At 69.0% G+C, this 24,044-nt stretch carries 15 protein-coding genes, 2 rRNA genes and 1 pseudogene; 6 read left to right on the forward strand and 12 right to left on the reverse strand.

From position 1 onward, the window contains the following. Positions 1-25: 25 nt before the first annotated feature. From M1P99_RS10310 to acs, 8 genes are all read right to left on the reverse strand, one after another. Positions 26-3,117 (reverse strand): 23S ribosomal RNA (locus tag M1P99_RS10310). Between the two features lie 349 nt (positions 3,118-3,466). Beyond that, positions 3,467-4,999, reverse strand: a 16S ribosomal RNA gene (locus tag M1P99_RS10315). The 16S and 23S rRNA genes sit together here, the layout of an rRNA operon. Before the next feature lie 656 nt (positions 5,000-5,655). Beyond that, positions 5,656-6,135, reverse strand: coding sequence for a histidine phosphatase family protein (locus M1P99_RS10320; RefSeq protein ID WP_304452439.1), 480 nt, complete (start codon positions 6,133-6,135; stop codon positions 5,656-5,658). A 487-nt stretch (positions 6,136-6,622) separates the two neighbouring features. After that, entirely contained in the window at positions 6,623-9,082 is a 2,460-nt protein-coding gene (locus M1P99_RS10325; RefSeq protein WP_304452440.1) for a sodium-translocating pyrophosphatase, read from the reverse strand. A gap of 723 nt (positions 9,083-9,805) precedes the next feature. Next, entirely contained in the window at positions 9,806-10,333 is a 528-nt protein-coding gene (locus M1P99_RS10330; protein ID WP_304452441.1) for a DUF309 domain-containing protein, read from the reverse strand. Positions 10,334-10,351: 18 nt separating this feature from the next. Next, positions 10,352-11,266 carry an alpha/beta fold hydrolase gene (locus M1P99_RS10335; RefSeq protein ID WP_304452442.1) on the reverse strand — a complete coding sequence of 305 codons (915 nt, stop codon included), beginning with the start codon at positions 11,264-11,266 and terminating at the stop codon, positions 10,352-10,354. Positions 11,267-11,278: 12 nt separating this feature from the next. Continuing rightward, the gene (locus M1P99_RS10340) at positions 11,279-11,776 is read right to left on the reverse strand and encodes a phage holin family protein (protein ID WP_304452443.1); all 498 of its coding nucleotides are present in this window, start codon (positions 11,774-11,776) and stop codon (positions 11,279-11,281) included. A gap of 217 nt (positions 11,777-11,993) precedes the next feature. Then, positions 11,994-13,964, reverse strand: a complete 1,971-nt coding sequence (gene acs, locus M1P99_RS10345) for an acetate--CoA ligase (protein ID WP_304452444.1) — start codon at positions 13,962-13,964, stop codon at positions 11,994-11,996. 219 nt (positions 13,965-14,183) lie between these two features. Between acs and M1P99_RS10350 the strand changes: the two genes are divergently transcribed. The 5 genes and pseudogenes from M1P99_RS10350 (at position 14,184) to M1P99_RS10370 (ending at position 20,050) form a co-directional block, all read left to right on the forward strand. Further along, positions 14,184-14,996, forward strand: coding sequence for an oxidoreductase (locus tag M1P99_RS10350; protein WP_304452445.1), 813 nt, complete (start codon positions 14,184-14,186; stop codon positions 14,994-14,996). A gap of 936 nt (positions 14,997-15,932) precedes the next feature. Next, positions 15,933-17,021 carry a septum site-determining protein Ssd gene (gene ssd, locus M1P99_RS10355; RefSeq protein ID WP_304452446.1) on the forward strand — a complete coding sequence of 363 codons (1,089 nt, stop codon included), beginning with the start codon at positions 15,933-15,935 and terminating at the stop codon, positions 17,019-17,021. Next, a pseudogene (locus M1P99_RS10360) lies at positions 17,018-18,172 on the forward strand (TadA family conjugal transfer-associated ATPase); the annotation flags it as partial. The gene ssd and the pseudogene M1P99_RS10360, both read left to right, overlap by 4 nt. Before the next feature lie 497 nt (positions 18,173-18,669). Continuing rightward, entirely contained in the window at positions 18,670-19,209 is a 540-nt protein-coding gene (locus tag M1P99_RS10365) for a type II secretion system F family protein (RefSeq protein ID WP_369696583.1), read from the forward strand. Between the two features lie 265 nt (positions 19,210-19,474). Further along, positions 19,475-20,050, forward strand: a complete 576-nt coding sequence (locus M1P99_RS10370; protein WP_304455650.1) for a type II secretion system F family protein — start codon at positions 19,475-19,477, stop codon at positions 20,048-20,050. Between the two features lie 91 nt (positions 20,051-20,141). Here the strand turns inward: M1P99_RS10370 and M1P99_RS10375 are convergent, their stop codons facing one another. The 4 genes from M1P99_RS10375 to M1P99_RS10390 form a co-directional block, all read right to left on the reverse strand. Then, entirely contained in the window at positions 20,142-20,495 is a 354-nt protein-coding gene (locus M1P99_RS10375; RefSeq protein ID WP_304452448.1) for an Rv3654c family TadE-like protein, read from the reverse strand. Positions 20,496-20,498: 3 nt separating this feature from the next. After that, positions 20,499-20,849, reverse strand: coding sequence for a TadE family type IV pilus minor pilin (locus M1P99_RS10380; protein ID WP_304452449.1), 351 nt, complete (start codon positions 20,847-20,849; stop codon positions 20,499-20,501). Beyond that, on the reverse strand, positions 20,827-21,003 hold the full coding sequence (locus tag M1P99_RS10385) for a DUF4244 domain-containing protein (RefSeq protein WP_304452450.1): 177 nt from the start codon (positions 21,001-21,003) through the stop codon (positions 20,827-20,829). The genes M1P99_RS10380 and M1P99_RS10385 overlap by 23 nt, the downstream gene beginning before the upstream one ends. 174 nt (positions 21,004-21,177) lie before the next feature. Next, positions 21,178-23,466: a DEAD/DEAH box helicase gene (locus M1P99_RS10390; RefSeq protein WP_304452451.1), complete on the reverse strand. Its 2,289-nt coding sequence runs from the start codon at positions 23,464-23,466 to the stop codon at positions 21,178-21,180. 224 nt (positions 23,467-23,690) lie between these two features. Here M1P99_RS10390 and M1P99_RS10395 point away from each other — a divergent pair, with 224 nt between their 5' ends. Next, on the forward strand, positions 23,691-24,038 hold the full coding sequence (locus M1P99_RS10395; RefSeq protein WP_026117083.1) for an STAS domain-containing protein: 348 nt from the start codon (positions 23,691-23,693) through the stop codon (positions 24,036-24,038). The last annotated feature ends 6 nt before the right edge of the window (positions 24,039-24,044 follow it).

Here is a 24,044-nt window from a genome sequence, read left to right on the forward strand (position 1 = left end):
TATGCGCGAGCACCCAATTATCTGCAGCGGACAAGCCCTCGGCCTATTAGTACCGGTCAGCTCCACCCCTCACAGGGCTTCCACACCCGGCCTATCAACCCCGTCGTCTACAGGGAGCCTTACCCTCTCAAAGGAGGCAGGAGACCTCATCTCGAAGCAAGCTTCCCGCTTAGATGCTTTCAGCGGTTATCCCTCCCGAACGTAGCCAACCAGCCATGCCCTTGGCAGGACAACTGGCACACCAGAGGTTCGTCCGTCCCGGTCCTCTCGTACTAGGGACAGCCCTTCTCAAGTCTCCAACGCGCACAGCGGATAGGGACCGAACTGTCTCACGACGTTCTAAACCCAGCTCGCGTGCCGCTTTAATGGGCGAACAGCCCAACCCTTGGGACCAACTCCAGCCCCAGGATGCGACGAGCCGACATCGAGGTGCCAAACCATCCCGTCGATATGGACTCTTGGGGAAGATCAGCCTGTTATCCCCGGGGTACCTTTTAGCCGTTGAGCGACACCGCTTCCACACGCCGGTGCCGGATCACTAGTCCCAGCTTTCGCTCCTGCTCGACACGTCCGTCTCACAGTCAAGCTCCCTTGTGCACTTACACTCAACACCTGATTACCAACCAGGCTGAGGGAACCTTTGGGCGCCTCCGTTACTCTTTGGGAGGCAACCGCCCCAGTTAAACTACCCACCAGACACTGTCCCCGAACCGGATCACGGTCCAAAGTTAGATGCCCGAAACAGTCAGAGTGGTATTTCACCAACGCCTCCACCGCCACTAGCGTGACAGTCTCACAGGCTCCCACCTATCCTACACAAACCATCCCAAACACCAATGTCAAGCTATAGTGAAGGTCCCGGGGTCTTTCCGTCCTGCTGCGCGAAACGAGCATCTTTACTCGTAGTGCAATTTCACCGGGCCCATGGTTGAGACAGTGGGGAAGTCGTTACGCCATTCGTGCAGGTCGGAACTTACCCGACAAGGAATTTCGCTACCTTAGGATGGTTATAGTTACCACCGCCGTTTACTGGCGCTTAGATTCCTAGCTTCGCGGGCCGAAACCCACTAACCAGTCCTCTTAACGTTCCAGCACCGGGCAGGCGTCAGTCCGTATACAGCGTCTTACGACTTCGCACGGACCTGTGTTTTTAATAAACAGTCGCTTCCCCCCGCTATCTGCGACCCCACCCAGCTCAAGACGCAAAGGTCCATCACCAGACAGGGCTCCCCTTCTCCCAAAGTTACGGGGACAATTTGCCGAGTTCCTTAACCATGGTTCACCCGAACGCCTCGGTATTCTCTACCTGACCACCTGCGTCGGTTTAGGGTACTGGCCACACACGAACTCGCTAGAGGCTTTTCTCGACAGCATGGGATCACTCACTTCACCAAAAACGGCTCGGCATCACGTCTCAGCCACACGGTGTGCGGATTTGCCAACACACCGGCCTACACGCTTACCCCCGGACAACCACCGCCGGGTAGAGCTACCCTCCTGCGTCACCCCATCACTTACCTACTACAACATCGGTTCCCAGACCAGCCACCAACCTCGACCCGAAGGTCTCAGAAGGAGCCAGCGTGGTTAGCATCCGTCGCCTCGATACTGGACGCTCGTGCACGGGTACGGGAATATCAACCCGTTATCCATCGACTACGCCTGTCGGCCTCGCCTTAGGTCCAGACTCACCCTGGGCGGATTAACCTGCCCCAGGAACCCTTAGTCAATCGGCGGCAACGTTTCTCACGTTGCTTTCGCTACTCATGCCTGCATTCTCACTCGCACACCCTCCACCACACGATCACTCGGCAGCTTCACTGGATGCACGACGCTCCCCTACCAACCCAGGCAGAACCTGGGCTTCACAGCTTCGGCGGTGTACTTAAGCCCCGCTACATTATCGGCGCAGAACCACTTGACCAGTGAGCTATTACGCACTCTTTAAAGGATGGCTGCTTCTAAGCCAACCTCCTGGTTGTCTCAGCAACTCCACAACCTTTCCCACTTAGCACACGCTTAGGGGCCTTAGCTGATGATCTGGGCTGTTTCCCTCTCGACTACGAAGCTTATCCCCCGCAGTCTCACTGCCACGCTTCACTTAACCGGCATTCGGAGTTTGTCTGACGTCAGTAACCTTGTCGGGCCCATCAGCCAAACAGTAGCTCTACCTCCAGCAAGAAACACGTGACGCTGCACCTAAATGCATTTCGGGGAGAACCAGCTATCACGGAGTTTGATTGGCCTTTCACCCCTACCCACACCTCATCCCCCAGGTTTTCAACCCTGGTGGGTTCGGGCCTCCACGAGGTCTTACCCCCGCTTCACCCTGGACATGGGTAGATCACTCCGCTTCGGGTCCACAGCATGCGACTCAGATCGCCCTATTCAGACTCGGTTTCCCTACGGCTACCCCACCCGGGTTAACCTCGCCACACACCATGACTCGCAGGCTCATTCTTCAAAAGGCACGCCATCACCAAAGACAAGCTTCAGCTCTGACGGCTTGACAGCACACGGTTTCAGGTACTATTTCACGACCCCTCACCGGGGCACTTTTCACCTTTCCCTCACGGTACTAGTGCACTATCGGTCATCAGGACGTATTTTGGCTTAGCAGGTGGTCCTGCCAGATTCACACGGAATTTCACGGGCTCCGCGCTACTCGGGAACACACCAACACCTAGCCGGAAACTTCGTCTACGGGACTCTCACCCACTACGGTACCGCTTCCCAACGGATTCAACTATCTCCGGCATCAGCGCTCCGGGCCGGCAGGCCCGAACAGATGCGCCCCACAACCCCGCACACGCAACGACTGCCGTCTATCACACGCATGCGGTTTAGCCTCTTCCCCGTTCGCTCACCACTACTAGGGGAATCACTGTTGTTTACTCTTCCTACGGGTACTGAGATGTTTCACTTCCCCGCGTCACCACCAACCACCCTATACATTCAGGTGGCGGCAACCCGACACAACTCGGGCTAGGTTTCCCCATTCGGACACCCACGGATCAAAGCTCGGTTGACAGCTCCCCGTGGCCTATCGCGGCCTCCCACGTCCTTCATCGGCGCCTGATGCCAAGGCATCCACCGTGTGCCACTATCACTTGGCCACTACAGATAATAAGATGCTCGCGCACACTATTCACAAATCAAAACACCAACCGCAAGCTCCGACACCACTCACACCACCAGGATCCTCGTCCTGACGGCATCTGAGAGTTCTCAGAGACGGTCCGCGGGAAACACCACCGGCCACCAACCCCCCACACGGGAGAGTCAGCAGCCGAGAGGTTGCTTCCTCAGACACCCAACAGCGCGCCCCCCAGCGCTTCTAGTCGCTGGAGGTGAAGTTCGTTTTCTTCAAGCCACTCCCGATACCCGTGCAGGAACTGCACCGGCCGGGTCCACTTTCGAGTCCGACCAACCATAGGAAAGAGTTGGTCTGAATAAGACTCCTTAGAAAGGAGGTGATCCAGCCGCACCTTCCGGTACGGCTACCTTGTTACGACTTCGTCCCAATCGCCAGCCCCACCTTCACTCATTCCCTCCCCGAAGGGTTAGGCCACAAGTTTCGGGTGTTGCCGACTTTCATGACGTGACGGGCGGTGTGTACAAGGCCCGGGAACGTATTCACCGCGGCGTTGCTGATCCGCGATTACTAGCGACTCCACCTTCATGGGGTCGAGTTGCAGACCCCAATCCGAACTGAGACCGGCTTTTAGGGATTCGCTCCACCTTACGGTATCGCACGCCCATTGTACCGGCCATTGTAGCATGTTTGCAGCCCAAGACATAAGGGGCATGATGACTTGACGTCGTCCCCACCTTCCTCCGAGTTGACCCCGGCAGTCTCCCATGAGTCCCCACCATTACGTGCTGGCAACATGGAATAAGGGTTGCGCTCGTTGCGGGACTTAACCCAACATCTCACGACACGAGCTGACGACAGCCATGCACCACCTGTCACCCACCAACTAAATGACCCCACATCTCTGCAGGTCCACGGGTGATGTCAAACCTTGGTAAGGTTCTTCGCGTTGCGTCGAATTAAGCAACATGCTCCGCCGCTTGTGCGGGCCCCCGTCAATTCCTTTGAGTTTTAGCCTTGCGGCCGTACTCCCCAGGCGGGGCGCTTAATGCGTTAGCTACGGCGCGGAAACCGTGGAAAGTCCCCACACCTAGCGCCCAACGTTTACGGCATGGACTACCAGGGTATCTAATCCTGTTCGCTCCCCATGCTTTCGCTCCTCAGCGTCAGGTAAGGCCCAGAGACCCGCCTTCGCCACCGGTGTTCCTCCTGATATCTGCGCATTTCACCGCTACACCAGGAATTCCAGTCTCCCCTACCTACCTCTAGCATGCCCGTATCCACTGCAGAACCGGAGTTAAGCCCCGGTCTTTCACAGCAGACGCGACACGCCGCCTACGAGCTCTTTACGCCCAATAATTCCGGACAACGCTCGGACCCTACGTATTACCGCGGCTGCTGGCACGTAGTTAGCCGGTCCTTATTCCCCACCTACCGTCAACCCCCAGAGAACTGGGAGCCTGCGTTGGTGGTAAAAGAGGTTTACAACCCGAAGGCCGTCATCCCCCACGCGGCGTCGCTGCGTCAGGCTTTCGCCCATTGCGCAATATTCCCCACTGCTGCCTCCCGCAGGAGTCTGGGCCGTGTCTCAGTCCCAGTGTGGCCGGTCGCCCTCTCAGGCCGGCTACCCGTAATCGCCTTGGTAGGCCTTTACCCCACCAACTAGCTGATAGGCCGCGAGCCCATCCCCAACCGAGAAAACTTTCCACCGGCCGCCATGAGGTGGCCGGTCGTATCCGGTATTAGACGGCGTTTCCACCGCTTATCCCGGAGTCGGGGGCAGGTTGCTCACGTGTTACTCACCCGTTCGCCGCTCGTGTACCCCGAAGGGCCTTACCGCTCGACTTGCATGTGTTAAGCACGCCGCCAGCGTTCGTCCTGAGCCAGGATCAAACTCTCCATAAAGGTCATACAACCCTGTCCCGGCCACCGTGAACGGGGCCTGGGCGGGTAAACCTAGAAGTAATCCTGACCGACCATCTTCCGATGGTCAATCAAAGGAACCCTTCACACCGAAGTGTGACGGGGCCAAAACAAACATGGCTTAAAGAAAATCAAACACGCGCTGTTGAGTTCTCAAGAAACAACCGCTCATCCCGTACAAGCTCCGAACCGTTTGACCGGCCGGTGTGCTCTTCCGTGGAAGGCTGTCTGCGTTTCCGCTTCGTTGTGTCTTTACTTTATCAGGTGTTCCGTGTCCCGCCAACTCGGCGGTTTCGGAGCAATTGATCGGGGTAAAGCCCGTTCTGCTTCGTTGGCCCGGCGAATTCGCCTGGTTTGTGAAGCAGCTCCCCGAGCCTACCGGAACCGAATCAGTGCTCGGACCAGAAGCTCCGTCCACACCTTTTGATCCTCATCGCGACATGCACGCAGCACATCAGAAGGGAATCGGAAGGTCTGAAACGTGAAGAGATCCACCGGCACGCCCACGTGGATCCGTGTTCGTTTCGCTCGGTGGCCGGCCGGCCCCTCGCGGCCTTGGGCCGGTCGGAGGCGACTCGGAGAACATTACCCTCCGCTTCGCCTACCCGCAAACCATTCCTGGCGTGAGCTGGATCACTCTAGTTGAGGATCTCGCCCGTGCCCGTGCCCGGCGCCGCGTAGAGCCATTCGACTTCCAGGTCGACGGCGGCGACCGTGGCCGGCGCGTACCGCGTCAGGGTGTCGTCTCCCAGGAAACCGGCCGCGAGCCGGGCGATGGTCGGGTTGTGCCCCACCACCAGGACGGTCCCCACCTCCGGGTCGAGGCGGTTGATCATCTCCAGGAGCTCCTCCGGACCGGCCGAGTAGACCTCGTCCGAGTAGTCGAGCTCCGGAGTGGTCGCCAGGCCCAGTTCGTGGAGCACGCCCTTGAGCGTCTGTCTGGTGCGCCTGGCACCGGAGCAGATCACGTGGTCGGGCGCGTACCCGCGCTTCGCGAGCAGTCGGCCGACTCCGGCGGCCTGGAGGTGTCCCCGGTCGTTGAGCGGGCGGTCGAAGTCGGCCTCGCCGTGGCCGACGTCGGCCTTGGCGTGCCGCATGAGCAACAGTGTCCGCTTCATGACGCGAGAGCCGTCGCGACGATCGCCAGTGCTCCGATGAACCCCACCATGACTCCCACGATGACGAACAGACCCTTCATCCCAGTCACCAGGCACCTCCCTCTCGCCGCTCGGTACCGGCGCGGCACGGTCGCCGCCCGCATCGGTTCGCAACTCAAGGTTAGGTGCGCCCTTCACACCCGGAACAGTGCCCCCTCGCAGCCGTTTCTCACCTCTTCCCGCAAGGGTTCCGGAACCGGATCCGGCCCCCGGGACATCGGTGACCGGGACGAGCGCCCGAGGGCACCCGGCTGTCGCCCTCGGGACCGGCCGCCGGGCCGGGGACCGGGACCGCGACGGGGACGCGCATCCGGGCGCTCCCCACCGCACGCGAAGCGGCGGCCGCCCGGGTCGTTCCCGGACAGCCGCCGCTGGTGCGACCGGGGGTGGGTCACGGCCGGAGGGGGGAGTTCCGCTCCTCCCGACGTACCGCTGGTCCCGAGGGGCCTCAGCCCTTGCCGTCTCCGGCGTGGGCCTCCTCCTTGGGGTCGGGCGCCTTCTCCTCCGCGCCGCCGTCGGTGTCACCGTCTGCCGCCGCCGTCGGCTCCTGGTCCGGAGCGCTCTGGTCGGCGTCCCCGCTCTCGGGCGCGTCCCGGGGCTCGACCTCACGATCGATCTCGGCCAGCTCGGTCTCGGTCCCCGCGCCGCGGCGCTTGGACCACAGGACGGCTCCGACGAGCACGCCCACGGCGACCACGCTCACGCCCGCCCGCAGCGCCACGTTGTCCGCGAAGATCACCACGCTGGGTGCGACGATGAGCGCCACCAGGTTCATCACCTTCAGAAGGGGGTTGATGGCCGGCCCGGCCGTGTCCTTGAAGGGGTCACCGACCGTGTCTCCGATCACCGTGGCCTCGTGGGCCGCCGACCCCTTGCCACCGTGGTGGCCGTCCTCGACCAGCTTCTTGGCGTTGTCCCACGCCCCGCCGGAGTTGGACAGGAAGACCGCCATGAGCACACCGGCGGCGATGGCGCCGCCGAGGAACGCGCCGAGTGGCGCGTAGCCCAGGGCGAAGCCGACCGCGATCGGTGCGAGCACGGCCAGGAGGCCGGGCGTGACCAGTTCGCGCAGCGAGTCCTTCGTGCAGATGTCGACGACCCGCGCGTACTCCGGCTTCTCCGTGCCGTCCATGATCCCCGGACGGGTCCGGAACTGGTTGCGCACCTCCAGCACGACGCGTCCGGCCGCGCGGCCGACGGCCATGATGGCCAGGCCGGAGAAGAAGAACACGACGCTGGCGCCGATGATCACGCCGACGAGCGCGTCCGGCTGGTCGATGGACAGGGAGAACGCCTCCGCGTCGCCGAGCTGCTCCTGCACCGAGGTGCGGAACGCCCCGAACAGGGCGGTGGCCGCCAGTACGGCCGTGGCGATGGCGATGCCCTTGGTGATCGCCTTGGTGGTGTTGCCGACGGCGTCCAGGCCGGTGAGGATCTCCGCGCCCGGGCCCTCCACGTCACCCGACATCTCGGCGATGCCCTGGGCGTTGTCGGAGACCGGTCCGAAGGTGTCCATGGCCACGATGATGCCGACCGTGGTGAGCAGGCCCGTGCCCGCGAGCGCCACGGCGAACAGGCTCAGGGTGATCGACCCGCCGCCCAGCAGGAAGGCCGCGTAGACGGCTCCGGCGATGAGCAGGGCGGAGTAGACCGCCGACTCCAGGCCCACGGAGATGCCGGAGAGGATGACGGTCGCCGCGCCGGTCTCGGAGCTCTCGCCGATGTCGCGGACCGGACGCCGGTCGGTCTCGGTGAAGTACCCGGTGAGCAGCTGGATCGCCGCCGCGAGGACGAGGCCGATGAGCACGGCGGCCACGGCGATGATCCGCGGGTCGGGGTCGGTGCCGGCCGCCTCGATCTCCGCCAGCACCTGCGGGCTGACGCCGGACAGCTCCTCGAAGCTGCCGGGCAGGTACCAGAAGGAGGTGGCGATGACGAGCACGGCGGAGATCGCGGCGGAGATGAAGAACCCGCGGTTGATCGCGGTCATCGCGGTCCTGTCCCGCGGACGGGGCGCGACGATGAAGATGCCGATCATGGCGGTGATGATGCCGATCATCGGGACCAGGAGCGGGAACACGAGGCCCTCGGTACCGAAGGCCACGCGGCCCAGGATCAGGGAGGCCACGAGCACGACCGCGTAGGACTCGAAGAGGTCCGCCGCCATGCCCGCGCAGTCGCCCACGTTGTCGCCGACGTTGTCGGCGATGGTGGCGGCGTTGCGGGGGTCGTCCTCGGGGATGCCCTGCTCGACCTTGCCGACCAGGTCGGCGCCGACGTCGGCGGCCTTGGTGAAGATCCCGCCGCCCACACGCATGAACATGGCGAGCAGCGCGGCACCGAAGCCGAAGCCCTCCAGCACGATGGGCGCGTCGCCGCGGTAGAGCATGACCACGGTGGCGGCGCCGAACAGGCCGAGTCCGACGGTGATCATGCCCGCCACTCCGCCGGTGCGGAAGGCGATCCGCATGGCGGTGTGGCCGGCGGCGGAGTCACCGCCGCGCGCCGCGGCCGCGACCCGGACGTTGCCGCGGACGGCCAGCCACATCCCGATGAATCCGGTCGCCGCCGACAGCAGTGCGCCGAGGGCGAAGAACACCGACCGGCCGATGGCGATGGCCCAGGAGTCCGCGGGGAGCAGGAGGAGCAGGAGCGGGATGAGGACGACGAAGACCGCGAGGGTGCGGAACTGTCGTTTCAGGTAGGCCGCCGCTCCTTCCTGTACCGCGAACGCGATGTTGCGCATTCGCTCTGTGCCCTGACCGGCGGCCAGGACCTCACGCACCAGCATCCCCGCGACGGCGAGGGCCAGGAGCGCCACCACCATGACGATGATGACGAGTGTGAAGTCGCTGCCTTCCAGTGCTAGGGCCGTGCCGCTTTCCGCGGCGAGGTTGAGCCCAGACAATCCGTCCTCCTTGCGACGGGCACGACCGTTTCGGCCCCCGTCCCCGGACACGCCCGGAACGGCTCACCCCGTGGGCGCCGGTCCCGCGCGCGGCCGTGGACGTACCGCCGTCCGGAGGTGCCTGAGCTGGCCCGACGGCACGCTTGGCGGGGTCGAAGCGGTGCCACCTTTGGTTGTGGAGCGCCCCGCCCGCACTTTCCGCGCACGGGCGGTGGTCCGGGGATTCTACGCACGCCGCCGAATAAAGGTGAGAGCCGATTCAGCATTTCCCCAAGAGAGATCAAAGATGTGATCACTTGGTGATCTTGGGAAGCGGATAAATGCCTTTATCGATGACATTCCGCTTTTTCTGTTTCCCATAATGCCGTAATACGATGTTAACGTTAAAGGCCTTATTTCGATACAGAAGTTCTTATTCGCACCAGACGGCGTCAGACGGCATCAGAGCACGCCCGAGACGTGAGCCGGCACAAACGCGGCCGGAGGGCGATGGACCAGCGCTCCGGCTCTGGGGGCGCTCCAGCGCCGCACACGCACCGGCAACCCCATGAGCACCAGGCAGTGCCCCGGTCGCCGTCGACCTACCCGTGTTTCGGCCCCACCGGCCGCCCCCGGCCCCTGAGCCGCATCTGCACCGCGACTCCACCGGACACGGTCCTCGAACGCGCCCCTGACACCAGCGCCCCGGCCCTGCCGGGACGGGAACCGGTCCCGGACCGCGCGCTAGGCGCCGCGCAACCGCATGCCCGACGGATCGATCCCGTCACCGGGACGGGCCCGCCCAGCGTCCAGATCGTCGGCCAGGCCACGGGCGAAGGCCGCCACACTCCCCACGTCGACACCGTGCGGCGCACGCGGCCCGAACGCCTCCACACGGTCCGCGCCGCGCCGGAGCAGGCGCGCCGCGCCCACCGTGTTCCCCCGCTGGGCGTGGGTCACCCCGACGGCCGTCTGGGCGAGTCCCCGCCACAGTTCCCGCTCGGGTTCGGGGGAGGACTTCCACACGGCTTCGAGGACTTCGTGGGCGGTGAAAGCGTACCCCGAGTCGAGCAGCCGCTGGGCCTCTTCCAGACCTTCCTCCGCGGTGAATTCGGCGTCGTCCGGAACACGCTCGACCTCGCCCCGGCTGCCGTGCGGCAGAGGTCGGCCGTACCGGTCCCGGGGGCGCTGGTTCTGCGCGCGCCCGGACACGTCGCGGTCCCGGCCCTCGCCCCGCCCCGGGCCGCCTCCGGTCACCGATGCCGTCGCCATCGCTCCACCACCCTTTCCTCAGCGCCCACCACGGGTCCCGTCCACGTCCGCCAGCCACTCCACGAGCGCGCCGGAGACCTCTTCGGGGCGTTCCTCGTGCGGGAAGTGCCCCGCACCCGCCACCTGCCTCCAACGGTACGGCCCGACGACGAGGCGGCGCGCGACGCGTGCGGCGTCGGCGGGACAGGCCTGGTCGAGGTCGCCGTGGAGTTGCAGGACCGGCACTCGGACGGGGGTGCGCATCCGGGCGGCGTAGCGGGCGCCGTCGGGGCGCCAACGGGACCGGAACATCCAGCGGTGGTACTCCAGGGAGCAGTGGGAGACCTTCGGGATCGCGAAGGCCTGGCGGTAGCGCTGTTCGGCCTCGGCGTCCGGCCATCCGGGGCCGCTCCACTCGCGGATCAGGTCGCCGACGCGCACACAGCCGTCGGCCAGGAGCCGGTGCTCGGGCAGGATCGGCACCTGCGCCCTGAGCATGTGGCGGACGCCGGGACCGCCGGAGGCCGCCAGACGTGCCGTTCGCCCCGGATGCGGCGCCGCCAGGGTCGCGAGGGCCCGGACGGTACGCGGGTGGTAGGCCGTCATGGTCCACCCGATGACGCCGCCGATGCCGTGTCCGACCACGACGGCCTCGCCCTCGCCGAGGGACCGCACGAGGCCGGCGGCGTCCTGGGCGAGCGTCACCAGGTCATAGCCGCGCGGAGGCTTGTCGCTGGCCCCGTATCCGCGCAGGTCGACGGCGGCCGCGCGGTACCCCGCCGCGGCGAGGGCGACGAGCTGGGACCGCCACGCCCACCAGAACTGCGGGAAGCCGTGCAGCAGCAGCACGAGCGGACCCTCGCCGGCCTCGGCCACGTGGAAGCGCGTGCCCGCCGCGCTGACGACGCGATGGGTCCAGGGGCCGTCGACGTAGGCGGCCGAGTCGTCCAACACCTCGTCGCGGTACTAGACGGAGGAGTCGGAGGAGACGGGTGCCTGGTCGGTCGTGGCCGCGACCACGGACCGCTCGCCCTTGGGCGGTCGGATGTCCCCGCGCAGGATCGCCACGAGCCGGGACGAGGTCTCGGCCGTGCGGGCGAGCCCCTGGCGCCGACGGAAGTTGATCAGCGCGGTCAGGACGAAGGCGACGGCGACCAGCAGGTAGAAGAGCGTGACGATGCCGAACGCGCCCCAGAGCGGGAGGTCGAAGATCTCCCAGAGTCCGAGCCCGATCGTCACCGACAGCAGGATCACGAAGAGGTGGAGGATCACGCCCGCGGCGAGGAACTCGCCGATGCCCTTGCCGATCTTGACGGCGTCGGCCTTGGCCTCCAGCTTGGCGAGCTTGATCTCCAGGCGCACCAGCCGCGAGAGGTTGTCGGTGGCGTCGGAGACCAGTTCACCGATGGAACGGTCGGTGCCGCTGGGAGCGCCAGGTTCACCGGCACCCGGCTTGTCCACCATCGTGGGGGTTCCCTTCTCTCGGTCCGAACACGCGGATGATCCTCCGCATCCTCGCACATGCCCCACCTCGCGGGCCTCACACGGCACGCACAACGCCGGTGTTCCGTTCGGTCACACTCGTGCGCGAATGGCGGTGTCCCGGTCCGGAGGGGCCGGGACACCGCCGCGTGTCGTGGGCGCGGCCCCCGTCGGGCGTCCCGACCGGGGCCGCCGCCGCTCACTCGCCGGTCGAGGCCGAGGGCAGCTGCTTGGCGATCACGTCCATGATCGAGGAGTCGGTGAGCGTGGAGGTGTCACCGATCGCCCGGTGCTCGGCGATGTCGCGCAGCAGTCGGCGCATGATCTTGCCGGAGCGGGTCTTGGGCAGCTCGGGCACGGCCAGCAGGCGCGCCGGCTTGGCGATGGGCCCGAGCGAGGCGCCGACGTGGTTGCGCAGCTCCTGGACGAGGTCCTCGGGGACCTCCTCGCCTCCGCCGCGCAGGATCACGAAGCCGACGATGGCCTGGCCGGTCACCTTGTCGGCCGCGCCCACGACCGCGGCCTCGGCCACGCGGGGGTGGGAGACCAGCGCGGACTCGACCTCGGTGGTGGAGATGTTGTGGCCGGAGATGAGCATGACGTCGTCCACGCGGCCGAGCAGCCAGAGGTCGCCGTCCTCGTCCTTCTTGGCCCCGTCGCCGGGGAAGTACAGGCCCTCGAAGCGCGACCAGTAGGTGTCCTTGTAGCGCTCGGGGTCGCCCCAGATGCCGCGGAGCATGGACGGCCACGGCTCGCGGATGACGATGAAGCCGCCGTCGCCGTCGGGGACGGACTCGCCGCTCTCGTCCACGACGTCGGCCACGATGCCGGGAAGGGCGCGCATCGCGGCGCCGGGCTTGCCGGCCGTCACGCCCGGCAGGGGGCTGACCATGATGGCGCCGGTCTCGGTCTGCCACCAGGTGTCGACCACGGGCGTGCTGCCGCCGCCGATGTTCTCCCGGTACCAGACGTAGGCCTCGGGGTTGATGGGCTCGCCGACCGAACCGATCACGCGGAGGCTGGACAGGTCGTACTTCGCGGGGATCTCGTCGCCCCACTTCATGAAGGTGCGGATCGCCGTGGGCGCCATGTAGGCGATGGTGACCTTGTACTTCTCGATGATCTCCCAGAAGCGCCCGCGGTGCGGGGTGTCCGGGGTGCCCTCGTACATGACCACGGTGGCGGCGTTGGAGAGCGGGCCGTAGACGATGTAGGAGTGCCCGGTCACCCAGCCGATGTCGGCGGCGCACCAGTAGACGTCCGTCTCGGGCTTGAGGTCGAACACCGCCCAGTGGGTGTAGGACACCTGGGTGAGGTAGCCGCCCGTGGTGTGCAGGATGCCCTTGGGCTTGGCCGTGGTGCCGCTGGTGTACATGATGTACAGGGGGTGCTCGGCCTCGTGCGCCTCGGGCGTGTGCTCGGTGCTCTGGGTCTCGACGACCTCGTGCCACCACACGTCGCGGTCGGTCCACTCCACGTCCTGGCCGGTGCGGCGGACGACGAGGACCTTCTCGACGGCGGGGCGGTCGGCGACGGCGCCGTCCACGGCGGGCTTGAGCGCGCTGGCCTTGCCGCGCCGGTAGCCGCCGTCGGCGGTGATGACGAGCTTGGCCTGGCTGTCGTCCAGGCGCTGGCCGAGGGCGTCGACGGAGAATCCGCCGAAGACGACCATGTGGACGGCGCCGACGCGCGCGCAGGCGAGCATCGCGACGACCGTCTCGGGGATCATCGGCATGTAGATGGCGACGCGGTCGCCCTTGGCCACACCGAGCTGGGTCAGCGCGTTGGCCGCCTGGGAGACCATGTCCTTGAGCTCGGCGTAGGTGATGGTGCGGGTGTCGCCCGGCTCGCCCTCCCACTGGAGGGCGACCCGCTCGCCCAGACCGGCGTCGACGTGCCGGTCCACGCAGTTGACCGAGGCGTTGATCCGACCGCCGTCGAACCACTTGGCGAACGGCGGGTTCCAGTCCAGGACGGTGTCCCAGGGCTGCTCCCACTGGAGCCGTCGGGCCTGCTCCTCCCAGAAGCCGAGACGGTCCGCGGCGGCGGCCTCGTAGGCGTCGGCCTTGACGTTGGCGTCGGCCGCGAGGTCGGCGGGCGGCGGATAACTGCGGGTCTCGTGGAGAAGGTTGGACAGTGTCTCCTGGCTCGGGGGAGTGCTGTCAGCCACTGTGATTCTCCTTACGTTGGCGATTAACACCCAATTAATCATGTGGTCCATACCGCGGGAACAGCCGGGCGCCGGTCCAGCGGCGGGGACCTCCGGGCGCGCGACGAACGGACGGCGAACGGTCGTCGAGCCGCGACGAGCGGTCGGCGCCGACCTGGCCGGAAACTCGGCGGAGCCGGTGTCGGCTCCGCCGGTTACCGGCGCGTAGTGTTGTTCTCCGTGAGCGAACCGACTTCTGACTCCCTGCCCGACCCGCTGGCGCGGATCGCCGAACTGCCCGGTGTGAGCGACGCCGTCGCCGAGACCCGTGCCCTGGTCGACAAGCTCCTGGGCCACCGCATCCTGCGCCGTCGCAGCAGCGACGTGTCGATGGAGTCCTCCCTGCGCGGCGCCTGCGCGTCGGCGGCGCTGGAGGGCGCCGAGGTCTCGATGGACGAGATCCGGGACGGGCACGTGTACGACACCCGGATCAAGGGCGCGCTCCGCGTGTCCGGTGAGCTGGGGACGCTGGTGGACACCTGGCCCAAGGCGCCGCGGCAGGCGCTGGCCCGGATGCACACCCTGGTGGCGGCCGACGCGGTCTCGGGGGAGGCCCTGGGCCGACCGAGGCTGGCGGGCGAACGGGTCGAGGACCCACTGGAGCTGGGCCCCGCGCCGGAGCCGTCGGTGGCGATGGCGCGCCTGGAGGGCCTGTACGCACTGCTGGGCGCCCGGACGTCGGTGCCCGCGCTGGTGACGTCGGCACTGGTGCACGGCGAGCTGATGTCGATCCGCCCGTTCGGGTGGGGCGACGGCCTGGTGGCGCGCGCGGCGGAGCGGTTGACGCTGGTGGAGCGGGGCCTGGACCCGAAGTCCCTGGTGACCTCCGAACTCGGGCACCAGACTCTGAAGGACGAGTACGCTCCGGCGCTGCGCGGGTACATGGGCGGCACTCCCGAGGGGGTGGCGGCGTGGGTGGTGTACTGCTGCCGCGCCGTGCGGGCCGGCGCACAGGACTCCCTTGCCACCTGCGAGGCGCTCAAACGCGGCTGAGCGCCCCGGCGCACATCCGACAGAATGGCCCCGAGTTCGCAAACTCGTTCAATTACCCACCAGTAGCAGACGTGAACGATATCGGTTCGGTCACGCTCTCCTATCGGGGAATGTTTCGGATTGGCGTCTGCATCTGCACATGCATGGCGAACGGCGCCCCAGAAGACCTCTCGAGGCGCCGCTTCCGACTCGTCGGACCGGGCTAACAGGCGTCCGTTCTCATCGTCTGACCAGGCACGATGTCGACTTGCCCGACCTAGACCGGCCTTACGCGGCCAAGAGGCGCGTGGGTTCCCGGGCGCCGAGTCGGGGTGGGTCTTCGCCACCAACTGCTTTCTTTCTACGCGTGGGACGGCGTTCCGAAAAGACGGTTGCCCCAAGTTTTCCGATCGGATTCCCGAACCGATACGCAGATGCCGTGGTAGCGTCGGTCACGGCGTTCCACGAGGGAACGGTGCCCGCCTCGCTGCCGAAGCCCGGCGGTCGGAGTTCGCGACACGATCGCGATCCCACCGCCCTCCGCCGCGGGGCCACCGCTGTTCTCGCGTGAACGCGTGCGTGACCAGGTCTTTCGATGGTGGTCGGCGCTTCGGTGCCGGCGTGCCCTTCCAGAGAGTGGGCCCGGTCCTCTCCCCCCGGGACCGGACGCGATCGACGGTCTCCCTCCCCCTGCGAGACCGTCTCCATGTCCGCTCCTCTCGCCTGTCGGGCAGGGATGCGCGTTCGCCCCCGTACGCGTATCCCGCCCGTCGGGTGGGATCGGGTGCCCCCGCTCCGAGGGGCCCGTACACGCCCTCCGCGCGGTCGGCGCTGACAGTACTGCCCGCGCCGATGGCGGCGCCGCCCGACGTTGTCCACAGATCACGATCGGGCCTTTCGCGGCGAGCCGGCGTCACCGATGGTCGGAAGTACGACTTCCCGCCTCCGGAGACCGCCTTGGACGTTCGTTCCCGCCCCCTGCTCGCCACCGCCGACCCCGCCCTCCTCGACGACCTCCTCCGACTGGCCTCGGCCGCCTCCACCGAGGTGAACGTCGCCCGCACCGTGGACCAGGCACTGCGCTCCTGGACCCACGCTCCGCTGGCCGTGGTCGGCGCCGACCTGCGCGCCGCGCTGCGCACGGCCGATCCTCCCCCGCACCCCCGCCTCGTCGTGGTGGGCCGCACCACCGACGGGACCCGGCCCGCGCCCGCCGCACCACCGGGATCCGGCACCGCACAGCTGCTGTTGCCCAGGGACGAGTCCGCCCTGGCCGGCCTCCTGGCGCGGGCCGAAGCCCCCGCCCGGGCCCCGGCGCCCACCGTGTCGGTCGTCGGAGGCCGCGGCGGCGCGGGATCGAGCCTGCTCGGGGCGGCCCTCGCCCTGGCGGGTGAACGGGCGGGGCGCTCCACGGCCCTGCTCGACACCGACCCCCTGGGCTGCGGTTCCGACCTCTACCTCGGGTGCGACGACACCGGTTCGGGCGACCGCACGGGGTGGGGCGACCTCCTCGTGCGCCACGGCCGGGTGCACTGGCGCGATCTGCGCGAGGGCCTGCCGGGAACGCCCCGGATCTCCGTCCTGACCTGGACGCGCAGCTCGGGTCCGGCCACGACGGGGCCGCTGCCCGTGGGGGCGGCCCGAGCCGTTCTGGCCTCCGCCCGGCACGGGACCGATCTCGTGGTCGCGGACCTGCCCCGCGCCCCCGCTCCGGCGTCGGCCGTCTTCCTCAACCGCTCGGACGTCGTCTACGTGGTGGTGCCCGCCGACGTCCCCTCCGTGGTGGCGGCGGCACGGATGGTGCCCTGGCTGGTGGAGGAGTCCGCGTCGGTCCAGGTCGTGGTGCGCGGCGCCCACGGCGAACTGACCGCCGACGCCGTGGCCGGGACGCTCGGACTGCCGCTGGGCGCGGACCTGCCGGACGAGCCGGGGCTCGACCGGGACCTGGCCGCGGGCCGGGTCCCGGCCCGGCACCGGCGCTCGCCCCTGGCCGGGTTCGCCGACCGCGCCGTCGCCGAGCTGTCCCGGGCACGGGAGGCACGGTGAGCGCCCGCGCGGTCCGCGTGACGGAGACGGTCCGCGACCGCCTGGTGGACGCGGGGGAACCCGTGACCCCGTCCTCCGTCGCGGCCGCGCTGCGCGCGGAAGGCGGAGTCCTGGGCGACACGGAGCTGCTGGCCCTGACCCGGCGGCTGGCCGCCGAGCTGTCGGGGACCGGCCCGCTGGAGGCACTGATGACCTCCGGGGTCACCGACGTCCTGGTCAATGGGGCCGAGGAGGTGTGGGTGGACGACGGGGACGGCCTGCGCCGTACCGACGTGCGGTTCGGTTCGACCGACGAGGTCCGCCGCCTGGCCCAACGGCTGGCCGCGCAGGCGGGCCGGCGACTCGACGCCGCGGTGCCCTACGTGGACGCCCGGCTGCCGAGCGGTGCCCGACTGCACGCCGTCCTGCCACCGGTGGCTCCGGACGGCGCCTGTATCTCCCTGCGGATGCCGCCCAGCCGGGTGTTCGGCCTGGACGAGCTGGTGGCGTGCGCGACGTTGACCCCGGCCGGGGCCGCGCTCCTGCGCGCCCTGGTCACCGCCCGCGCTCCGTTCCTGGTGAGCGGCGGCACCGGGGCGGGCAAGACGACCGTGTTGTCGTCACTGCTGTCCCTGGTGTGGGCCGGGGAGCGGATCGTACTCGCCGAGGACTCCCCCGAACTGCGGCCGGAGCATCCGCACGTGGTCCGGCTCCAGACCCGTCCGGCCAACATCGAGGGCAGCGGTGAGGTGTCGCTGGAGGTCCTGGTGCGCCAGGCGCTGCGGATGCGACCGGACCGGCTCGTGGTCGGCGAGGCCAGGGGGCCGGAGATCGTGCCGCTGTTGGGCGCTCTCAACACCGGTCACGGGGGTGGGGCCGGCACGCTCCACGCCAACGGCGGCGAGGACGTCCCGGCCCGGATCGAGGCGCTGGGGTGCGCGGCCGGTCTCGGCCGCGCCGCCGTGCACAGCCAGCTCGCGGCCACCCGGGCACTGGTGGTGCACCTGGTCCGCGACGCCCGGGGGCGGCGCCTGTCCGAACTGCGTGTTCTGCGGCGCGACCGCTCCGGCCTGGTGCACGCGGTTCCCGCGGTGTCCTTCACCCCCGACGGCACCTGCCGGGAGTTCCCCGCGGTGGCGGACCTGGACGCTCGCCTGGGCGGCCACTGGCGCGAGCCGAGCGGTCTCCCACCCGGGCGAGCACGCTCCCCGGCCGGGAACCGACCGGCGCCGAGCCCGCAGTCGAGTACGCGGGAGGCGCTGGACCAGGACTGGAGCCGCCCGCCCGACGGGAGGGACGCGCCGGCCGCGACCGAGGACGCCCGGGCACGCCCGACGGCGGCTCGGGTCCGCGACGCGCGTGACGGGGGCGGCGACGGCGACGAAGGAGCGAGGCGAGCAGTCGACCGGGTGCGGCAGGGCTCGGGGACGCGGGCCCGGGGCCGGTGGCCGGGCGTGGGGCGGCAGCGGGCGCCGGGCGAGGGGCGGGAACGAGGGTGACCCTGCTGCTCGTGTGCGCCGTCGGCCTCGTGCTGCTGTCCCTCGTTCCGTCCGGCGAACGCCGAAGGCTGGCGGACGTGCTCCCCCGGAGCGGCGCCCGGCGGCGCGGCGGCCCGCTCGGGTGGCCGCCATCGGTAGGGCGCCGTCTGCTGAACGCCCGCCGCGGACCGATGAGGTCGTCCGGCGCCCGTGAGGCAACGGCGCGCCGCCGGGCGGTGATAGCGCTCTGCCGGGTCCTGGCCACGGAGTTACGCGCCGGCCAACCGCCCTGGGACGCACTTCGGCTGTCGGCCGACGAAGCCGGACCGGCTCTGGCGGGCGTGAGCGATACCGCGTCGCTGCGTGCCGCGGCCGGGCGTGATCCGGATCTGGGCGGGCTGGGCTACCTGGCGGTGTGCTGGGAGGTCGCCGCGGACACGGGAGCGCCACTCGCCGACGTGGTGGACACACTCGCCGAAGGACTGACCGAACAGGAGGAACGGCGTGCCGAAGCGGCCGCGCGCACGGCGGGGCCGCGCACGACGGCCATGGTCCTCGGCGGGCTGCCGCTGGTGGGGCTGCTGATGGCGTCCGGGCTCGGCGGGTCTCCGTTGGTCTTCCTGTTCACCACACCGCTGGGTCTGGCGTGCCTGGCGCTGGGCGTGGTGCTCGACCTGCTGGGGGCGTGGTGGACCCTGCGCATGGTGCGCTCCGCCCTGGCCGAGCCCTGAGCGCGGTCGGCTCTCGGTCCGGCCGCCGGTTCCGGGAAGGACGGGCGGGCGACTCCGTTCGGCGGGGCCGCCCGGTGCCGTGGCCAGGGTGTTCGGGCCTTGGATCATCGCTGAGTGGAGGACGGGGGCGGAACGGATGGGTGCGTTGGCCGTGGTGTTCTTCGGGTCGCTGGCGACATGGGTGGCGATGGGCGGCGGAGCGGCGAGACGGCTGAGCCTGATGCGTCCGGCCCCCCGCCGGGCCGGTCCCCCGGTCCGTTCGGTCATGCTCGCCGCGGCCGCCGCGTTCGCGGTGTCCGCGGCGGCGGCGGTGTTCGGCCCGGTGGGCGGGTTGGTCGCCGCCGGGGCGGGCACGGCCCTGTGGATTCGGGCACGTCGCGGCCGGGTCCGACCCGACCGGTTGCCCGTGACGGGGGACCTGCCCGTGGTGATCGGTCTGCTCGCCGCCGGTGTGCGGGCCGGAGCGACGGTTCAGGGGTGTCTGCCCCCGGTGGCGCGTGCGGTGGGCGGGCGGCTCGGCGCGGAGCTGGCGGCGGTGGCCGAACGGCTCCGGCTGGGAGCCGATCCCGAGCAGGCCTGGCGGCGGTCGGCGCTGCCCGAGCCGTTGGCCGCGGTGGGCCGCGACCTCGCGCGGGCGGCCGACACCGGAGCCCCGGTGGCCGACCTGTTGGACCGGCACGTCACCGATCTGCGGCGTGAGCTGAGGGCCCGGGCGACCGCCCGCGTGGAACGGCTGGGGGTGCTGGTGGTGGCGCCGCTGGGCCTGTGCTTCCTGCCGGCGTTCGTGCTGATCGGCATCGTCCCGATGGCCGCGGACCTGCTGGCCCGGGCCCTGCCGTGACCCACATGCCCGCACGCCGGGCACGTGCGCCCGCGTCCCGGGCGTGGACCGCCCCGCGCCGGGTGGCCCGTCCCCGACCGCCGCGGAGGGTTCAGTCGATGGGCCGGACGGCGTGGGCCGGGCCCGCCCGGGCTCGGGCGGTGATGGTCCGGTCCAGGACGGAGGAGGGCACTGACACCGACACCTCGGCGACCGGGCCGTCGAGGCCACAGGTGTGGAGTGCGGCCCGGTTGGCCTCGGCGATGGCGCGGGCCCGCTCGCAGGCGTGGTCCGCGCCCTGCGCGGCCCGGGCCGCGGCCGCGAGCGCGGCGAAGTCGGCGGCGGTGGTCGCCCGGTCCCGGTCGATCCGTACGGAGGCCGTCATGAGCACGGCGAGGGTGAGGAACCACAGCAGGGTGCACAGCGCCACCCACCAGACGGTGGCGGACCCGGTGTCGGCGCGCACGGATCACACCTCCGGTTCCCGTGGCGCGGTGGCCTCGGCCCGGACCGGAAGGGACAGCCCCGGACCCACCTGGAACTCGACGCGGACCGTGACCTGGGCCGTGTCGGCGCCGACGACCAGAGCGGCCTCGGCGTTGTCGGGCGCGGCGGACAGCGCCAGCGCGCGGGCCCGCTCGGCGCTCTCCCCACGGGCCAGGGCACGGGCGCCCACGCGCGCGGCGTCGGCGCAGGAGAGGTGGGCCGCCGCCGTGGCGACGGCGCCCAGGGCCAGGACCAGCACGAGCAGGAGCGAGGGCAGCACCATCGCGGTCTCCATGGTGGCGGAGCCGCGGTCAGAACCCGGAGCCGAGCGCATCGACGACGAGGCTGGTGAGCAGGTCCCGGACGGTGTCGCTGGTGAGGATGGCGTACAGGACGCCCGCGAACGCGACGGCCGTCACCGTGCACAGGGCGTACTCGGCCGTGGTCATACCGTGGTCGTCGGGCGGCAGGAGCCGTGGTGCGGGCATGGGACCTCCCTGGTCGGGGCCGACGCGGTGACGGCCCCCAGACCAGGTTCGGGCGGCCGGGGCGCGGGCGAAAGCCCCCGTCCACGACCTGTGGACAACCTCGCCGGTGCCACGCCGGCGAGGGGACCCGGCCGACCCCGCACGCGGTGGGCCGTCCACAGCCTGTGGACGGCCTCAGGCCGTGACGAGGACCTCGTCCAGCAGGCGCAGGGCCCCGGACTTGCTCAGCGGCTCGTTGCCGGTCCCGCACTTGGGGGACTGGATGCAGGACGGGCAGCCCTGGTCGCACTCGCAGTCCGCGATCGCCGACCGGGTGGCGGTGAGCCACTCGCGTGCCCGGGTGTACCCCCGGTCCGCGAAGCCCGCACCGCCCGCGTAGCCGTCGTAGACGAACACCGTCAGCAGGCCGGTGTCACCGTGCACCGCGGTCGACACACCACCGATGTCCCATCGGTCGCAGGTCGCCAGAAGCGGCAGCAGGCCGATCGCGGCGTGCTCGGCGGCGTGGGCGGCGCCCAGCAGCGGCACGTCCTCCTTGCGCAGGCGGGCCTCCCCGTCGGCGGGAAGCGTCCACCACACCGCCCGGGTGGGCAGGGTCCGCTCGGGCATGTCCAGGGGCTGCTCGCCCAGGACCGTACCCGTGCGCACGTCGCGCTTGAGGAACCCCACCACCTGGCGGCGCACCTCGACCTCGCCGAAGTTCACCACCGCCCCGCTCGGCCACTCCTCCCGGCGCAGGGTGGAGCGGACCGTGATGTCCGTGGTGTCGCGCGCCCACGTGCTGTACGGCGGCTCCTCGGCGCGCACCAGGGCGACGCCCTCCTCCAGGTCCAGGTCCGCCACCAGATAGGTCGCCCCCTGATGGAGGTAGACCGCTCCGGGGTGGACGGTGCCGTGTGCGGCGGCCTCGTCGATCTCCCCGAGCAGCTGCCCGCTGCCGATGTCCACGATCTGCACGGGAGGGCCACCCGCGCCCCGAATATCGGCGAGGTCACTTGCCCTTTCATTGCTGGTCCAGAACCAGCCCCTCGGACGCTTGCGCAACAATCCCCGCGAGACGAGTTCGGCCAGTCGCCCCTCCGTTGCGGATCCGAACATCGCGAAGTCCTCACGCGTGATCGGCAGCTCCTGGGCGGCCGCACACAGGTGGGGATCCAAGATGTGGGGGTTTTCCGGGTCAAGGACCGTGGCCTCGACTGAGCGTCCGAAAATGGCATCCGGGTGGTGGGCGAGGTAGGTGTCCAGGGGGTCGTCGCGCGCGATGAACACCGCCAGGGCGTCCTCGCCGCGCCGTCCGGCGCGGCCCGCCTGCTGCCACAGCGACGCCAGGGTGCCCGGCCATCCGGCGATGAGGACGGCGTCGAGCCCGCTGATGTCGACCCCGAGTTCGAGCGCGTTGGTGCTCACCAGTCCCAGGAGTTCACCCGAGCGCAGCGCCTCCTCCAGACCGCGCCGTTCCGACGCCAGATAGCCGCCCCGGTAAGCGGCCACCCGCCCCGCCAGCGTGTGGTCGCCCCGCTCCGACAACAGGCGCTGGGCGGTCATCGCGACGACTTCCGCCCCCTGCCGCGAGCGCACGAACACGAGCGTGCGCACCCCGTCCCGCACCAGGTCAACGAGCATTTCGGCGGCCTGGGACGGCGCGGTCCGGCGCACCGGAGCACCGTTCTCCCCCGTCAGATCGGTCAGCTCCGGCTCCACCAGTGCCACCGACATCCCCGGCCGCGGCGAGCCGTCCTCGTCCACGGCCGTGACGGGCACCCCCGTCAGCCGCGTGGCGCTCTCCGCGGGGGCGCCGGAGGTCGCCGACGCGAGCACGAACACCGGCTCGGACCGGTACCGGGCGCACACCCGGCGCAGCCGCCGCAGGATCTGCGCCACGTGCGAGCCGAAGACCCCCCGGTAGCGGTGCGCCTCGTCGATCACCACGTAGCGCAACCGCCGCAGGAAGCGCGACCACGCCCCGTGACGCGGCAGGATCCCGTGGTGGAGCATGTCCGGATTGGTGAGGACGTAATTGCCGTGCTCGCGCACCCACGAGCGTTCCTCGACCGAGGTGTCGCCGTCGTAGACGGCCGCGCGCAGGCCCGGCAGGCCCAACTCGGTGATCCAGCGGAGCTGGTCCTGGGCGAGCGCTTTGGTCGGCGAGAGGTAGAGCACGGTTCCACCCGCGTCAACCGCCTCCGCGGCGGGCATAAGGAACCCGAGTGACTTTCCCGAGGCGGTACCCGTGGCTATGATCACATCACGGCCCGAACGAGCGAGGTCGGCGGCGGCAGCCTGGTGGGACCACGGACCCGTGATCCCGCGTTCGGCGAGCCTGTCGACCAGGTGGGGCGGTGTCCATTCCGGCCACTCCCCGCTGACGCCGTCGTTGCGGGCCACGTGTTCGATGTGGGTCACCTGCGGGTACCGGGTATCGTCACGCCACACACCGGGAAGCACGGGCTCCGGTCGCCTCATCCGAGACCCCTCCTCACTGGACACGTTCGACGTCCTCCGACCAAGGTGGAGACACTGATGCGCATCGGTTTCAGTGTGACATCCGAGGGAAGAGTGCCGCGAAGTCACGGTTTTTTGTACAGGACAGGAAGACACACCTGACAGCCGTGGTTGAATGCGTCCTGGTGGGGTAACGCCCGGCAGAGATCATTCGCGAGAATTCGCGGTTCGGCGCTGGAGGACTAGTGGACTTGAAGCTTGATCATTACACCGAGGGCGACACCGAGATCGTCGTCGTTGAGGGTGAGATCGATGTCTATACCGCGCCCCGGCTCCGCGAGCTGCTGATCGATCTGGTCAACAAGGGCAACTTCCACCTCGTGGTCAACATGGAGAAGGTGGAGTTCCTCGACTCGACGGGGCTCGGAGTGCTCGTGGGCGGCCTGAAGCGCGTCCGCGCGCACGACGGCACGCTCGACCTGGTCTGCACCCAGGAGCGCATCCTGAAGATCTTCCGGATCACCGGTCTCACGAAGGTCTTCGGTATCCACGGCTCGGTGCAGGAAGCCATTGACAAGCGTTCCTCCAAGTAGCCCTGA

The sequence above is a fragment of the Nocardiopsis sp. YSL2 genome, assembly GCF_030555055.1.
Classification (GTDB): domain Bacteria; phylum Actinomycetota; class Actinomycetes; order Streptosporangiales; family Streptosporangiaceae; genus Nocardiopsis.

Excerpts from the sequence above, each read along its gene's own strand:
- M1P99_RS10320 (WP_304452439.1), bottom strand. The coding sequence starts at position 6,135 with ATGAAGCGGACACTGTTGCTCATGCGGCACGCCAAGGCCGACGTCGGC.
- M1P99_RS10330 (WP_304452441.1), bottom strand. The coding sequence starts at position 10,333 with ATGGCGACGGCATCGGTGACCGGAGGCGGCCCGGGGCGGGGCGAGGGC.
- M1P99_RS10340 (WP_304452443.1), bottom strand. The coding sequence starts at position 11,776 with ATGGTGGACAAGCCGGGTGCCGGTGAACCTGGCGCTCCCAGCGGCACC.
- M1P99_RS10365 (WP_369696583.1), top strand. The coding sequence starts at position 18,670 with ATGAGGTCGTCCGGCGCCCGTGAGGCAACGGCGCGCCGCCGGGCGGTG.
- M1P99_RS10370 (WP_304455650.1), top strand. The coding sequence starts at position 19,475 with ATGCTCGCCGCGGCCGCCGCGTTCGCGGTGTCCGCGGCGGCGGCGGTG.
- M1P99_RS10380 (WP_304452449.1), bottom strand. The coding sequence starts at position 20,849 with ATGCGCTCGGCTCCGGGTTCTGACCGCGGCTCCGCCACCATGGAGACC.
- M1P99_RS10385 (WP_304452450.1), bottom strand. The coding sequence starts at position 21,003 with ATGCCCGCACCACGGCTCCTGCCGCCCGACGACCACGGTATGACCACG.
- M1P99_RS10390 (WP_304452451.1), bottom strand. The coding sequence starts at position 23,466 with ATGAGGCGACCGGAGCCCGTGCTTCCCGGTGTGTGGCGTGACGATACC.